This window comes from Bradyrhizobium sp. P3_C3, assembly GCF_056402655.1.
In genome coordinates, this window is the sequence record NZ_JBFUGY010000115.1 from 1 (window position 1) to 3470 (window position 3470).

Below are 3470 nucleotides of genomic sequence, written 5' to 3' on the forward strand. Positions count from 1 at the left end.
AGCTGCCGAAGAGGCAAGGTGCAAATCTGGATGAACCCTGAATGACGACATTCTCGGTAGCAATCAGACCGCCTGACTCACTGCGCTTCGAGCGCGAGAAATTGATTGGGCGATTGCTTCCGCGGATATCATCGTGGCCAGCGGCCGGGTGCCGCGTTCAAAGGCCGGACATATGACCGCACCGTCATCCCTTGTTCAACCAGAGAAAGATCTTGCAGCCCGGGCCGTTCCACATATGAGTCAGAGCCATATTTACAGGCCGATTGACAACCATTGCCCGCGCCGCACGTCGCCCCCTTCGTCGCGACGGCATTGGCGCAAGTCGAGGGAGCGCTATCGATCGGCGAAGCCCGCCTGATGGTGGGGCATCGCGATCCGCATGATGGCGTGCGCGCCGAAGTCCCGCGCGGGCTACCACTTCACTGCCGCCATCGGCTTCGATCCTTGCTTGAGGACTACGCGCCGACGATCCCGACCGGGCCAACGATCAACACACACTCGCCGGGAGAAGCTGGGCCGCGGTCTCGAACACTTCCGCAAGGAAGGCGCGAGGTTGATCCCGCCACCGACCGCGACGATCCTTACGAGGACGAAGTCTACCGGCTGTGGGCGATCAAGCAGCAGAGCAAGTGTCCGAGAGGCCCGCGTCATTTTCGTCTGCGCCGTATCCGTTTGCTGCTGAGCCGTTTGGCGTTTGCCGCCACCTTTCTTCGATACTGCTCAACAATCTTGTTTCCAGATGCGCCAGCCATCAGGCTTGTACCGGCCTTCGCCGCCGCCAAGACCTTTTCACTCACCATGCGCTGGGCTTCTCGTTGAGCCGCTTTGCCGCCGCGCATCAGCTTCGCGATCCGAAGTCCGATCACGCGATTGCTTTCTAGCCCTAGCATCATCCAGTTCCACATGGTGCGATATTCCCAGTCGTTCGAACGGCGTACCATCAGGGATGCCATCAACGGCCACGGTGTGCGCGATGTTCAATCAAACCTGCGTGGCTGGTCAACGGGCGCAATCTGCTCGCTCATTCCCTCCTGAGCCCGCCTCGGCAACACACGTCACCAACGGACTAGCAAGAGTTCCTTCACCTTCACTCACGGATACATCCGAATGGGCGATAGCCGAAGATCACTTGATGCTGAAGAGTGAGACCGCTGCTGCTGGGGGCCAAACGGGGATGTCCGATGGGTGCGGCAGGCTCGCGCTTTGCGCACATGAAGAGAAGTCTCCGCGTTCGGGCGGTCGTTGTCGGCGTTCTGGAGGAGTTGCCGTTTATCTGCCCGGTGGCGGTCGCGATCGGCTCGCTGATCATGATCGGCATCACGCTCTATATGGATTGGTCCCAGTGAGCGGGAAGTGACGAGCGATCTTACCATGGCGGCTTCTGCAACTGACCGATCTCGAATTGCGTCGGTATTCAAATGCAGGTCAGCATTGGTGGCTTGAGCCTCAGTCCGGAAGCTGGGGATATGTCCCCTTGGGTTCTACCAGAACGAGCGAGTAGCTCATTCGAGAGACGACCAGAACACTCACGCCACCACCGCGCCCCTCAAGGAGGCCCCTCGACACAAGGCAGCTCAAACTCTTCAAGTAGCAGACGATCAGAGCCAGACTGTGCCACGGGCGGAGCGGCCATCCCGCTTTCGCTTTTGTGACGCTTTAGCCACGCTTACCGGTGAGGACCTGATCTTGAAACGTAGGAGAGTACGTCATGCCGCCGACCGATCAGTCGCGAAATCATGTTGGCGAACTGAACGAGAGAAAGAATTGCGAGAAATTCCAAAATCATTTCGAAAAGCCTCCGGGTTCGAAAATTCGCTGTTGTAAAACACGCCCCAGCCCGGAGACCGCAAATCTAGAACTGTTTGTTGCGGCGTAAACGCAAAATGGAACAGTTCAACGAAGAACAATAAATCAGTTGCCTTTCGGCAACAGCATGAGGAGATTGCAGCGTTCTCGAAAACACGCTTTCATTGCCGCGACGTGCGCAGCATCGGCTTCACTGCGCGACGATTGCCGCCGCTCCCGCCGCAGGTATCGCAAGTAAGCCACGCGGCTCTGATCTAGCGGGAAGCCGTCACCTTGCCGCCTTGCCGATGTAGGCCCGGCTGCAATCGAGGTGCAGCGTCATTGGCCCGACGCGCTGACGGTCGTAGCCCTTTGGCGATGAGGGCAATCAACGGTGACGGTCTCGGACATCAGCCATTCCTGTTGCGCCGCGCCGCTTTTGAAGGATCGTCGATCTTAGCGTCGCCCTCATTGTGCCGTCTATCGCTTGAGGAAATGACGGCGTCTCAAGACCAGAATTGGTCCTCCCGCTGCTCATCGCCTTGATACTCGCGGAAGTCGGTCGCCTTTCCGTTCTTCATCTGCCAGACGTGGATCTCCGGAAACGACGCGGACAGCCCGTTTCGTTCTGCGTTCACGGTAACCAAGGCGACAACGAGATCGTCTTCAGCCAGCACATTGTGCACATCCATGCTGAACGCGCCTCCCGAAAGCTCCATCGTGCGTTGAAAGAAGCCTCCGACCTGATCGTGACCGGTATAGTCGCCTGATAGGGGACTATGACCGGGAACGTGCCATGTGATGCCGGCGTCGAAAACCGCGAAAACCGAGGGGATGCTTCCTATCGCAAAGTCTTCGTAGGCCTTGCGGATAATCACCGAATTCAAATCGCCCATTGTTGTCTCCCCTAAAAGGGTTAGCACTCCTACGGGACTAATCGTAGTCACGGTGAAGTACAAAGCCCGAATATAGCAACCAATCGGTCGCCTCGAAATGTCTCCTCTTGGGCCCAGCGTCATTTTCATACGGAGCGAAAGTTCGTCGCTGTCAGGCCAAGGCGGACGTTCGCCTTCGCCTGCAACTGCAACAACGGTTTTTCTCGCAGCAAATATCCAGACCTCCCGGCGTCGCGCGGTCCCCGCGTTTTCTACACGCCTCACAGGACCCGGACGACCTCGCGCAACTCCGTTCAATCCGAACGTGGCAGGCGCAAAGAGCGGCGACGGCGGAGCGGCGATGAGGCACACGATGGGCTGTAAGCTTGGCGCGCGCGCCGAGATCTTCGCAAGGCGCTCGGGCGCGGCCTCGATCACTTCCGCAGCGAAGGCGCGAAGCTGATCCCGCCGCCGACAGAGCGGGACGCCTACGAGGCCGAAGCCTATCGGCTGTGGGCGATCAAGCAGCAGGGCAAGTGACCGCGACCTAGTGCAACGATATGTCCGGTGTTGGATGGCGATCTCAACTGATCGACGCAACACTTTATCTTAGAGGAAAAGATGGAGTGTTGGATGGAACGGAGATTTCATAGAGGTTTCACTGCGGCAGAAAAGACGGAGTTATGGGACCGGTGGAAGCGCGGGGAGTCACTGAAGGCGATCGGGCGAGCTTTTGGTAAGCAGTCATCGTCGATCTATTTTCTAGTTGCTCCGCATGGAGGGTTTCGTCCTGCGGAGCGGCGTCGCTCC

At 58.3% G+C, this 3470-nt stretch carries 3 protein-coding genes; 1 reads left to right on the forward strand and 2 read right to left on the reverse strand.

What is annotated here, in order from left to right; genetic code table 11:
• Positions 1-647: 647 nt before the first annotated feature.
• The gene (locus tag AC1DW2_RS43455; RefSeq protein ID WP_028154361.1) at positions 648-905 is read right to left on the reverse strand and encodes a hypothetical protein; all 258 of its coding nucleotides are present in this window, start codon (positions 903-905) and stop codon (positions 648-650) included.
• A 306-nt stretch (positions 906-1211) separates the two neighbouring features.
• Between AC1DW2_RS43455 and AC1DW2_RS43460 the strand changes: the two genes are divergently transcribed.
• Entirely contained in the window at positions 1212-1346 is a 135-nt protein-coding gene (locus AC1DW2_RS43460; protein ID WP_256376473.1) for a hypothetical protein, read from the forward strand.
• A 945-nt stretch (positions 1347-2291) separates the two neighbouring features.
• Here the strand turns inward: AC1DW2_RS43460 and AC1DW2_RS43465 are convergent.
• Complete coding sequence (locus AC1DW2_RS43465) at positions 2292-2681, reverse strand: nuclear transport factor 2 family protein (protein ID WP_157790253.1); 390 nt, start codon at positions 2679-2681, stop codon at positions 2292-2294.
• Positions 2682-3470: the final 789 nt, after the last annotated feature.

Bases quoted from the DNA above. Each gene is read 5' to 3' on its own strand.
- AC1DW2_RS43465 (WP_157790253.1), bottom strand. From the start codon at position 2,681: ATGGGCGATTTGAATTCGGTGATTATCCGCAAGGCCTACGAAGACTTT.
- AC1DW2_RS43460 (WP_256376473.1), top strand. From the start codon at position 1,212: ATGAAGAGAAGTCTCCGCGTTCGGGCGGTCGTTGTCGGCGTTCTGGAG.
- AC1DW2_RS43455 (WP_028154361.1), bottom strand. From the start codon at position 905: ATGTGGAACTGGATGATGCTAGGGCTAGAAAGCAATCGCGTGATCGGA.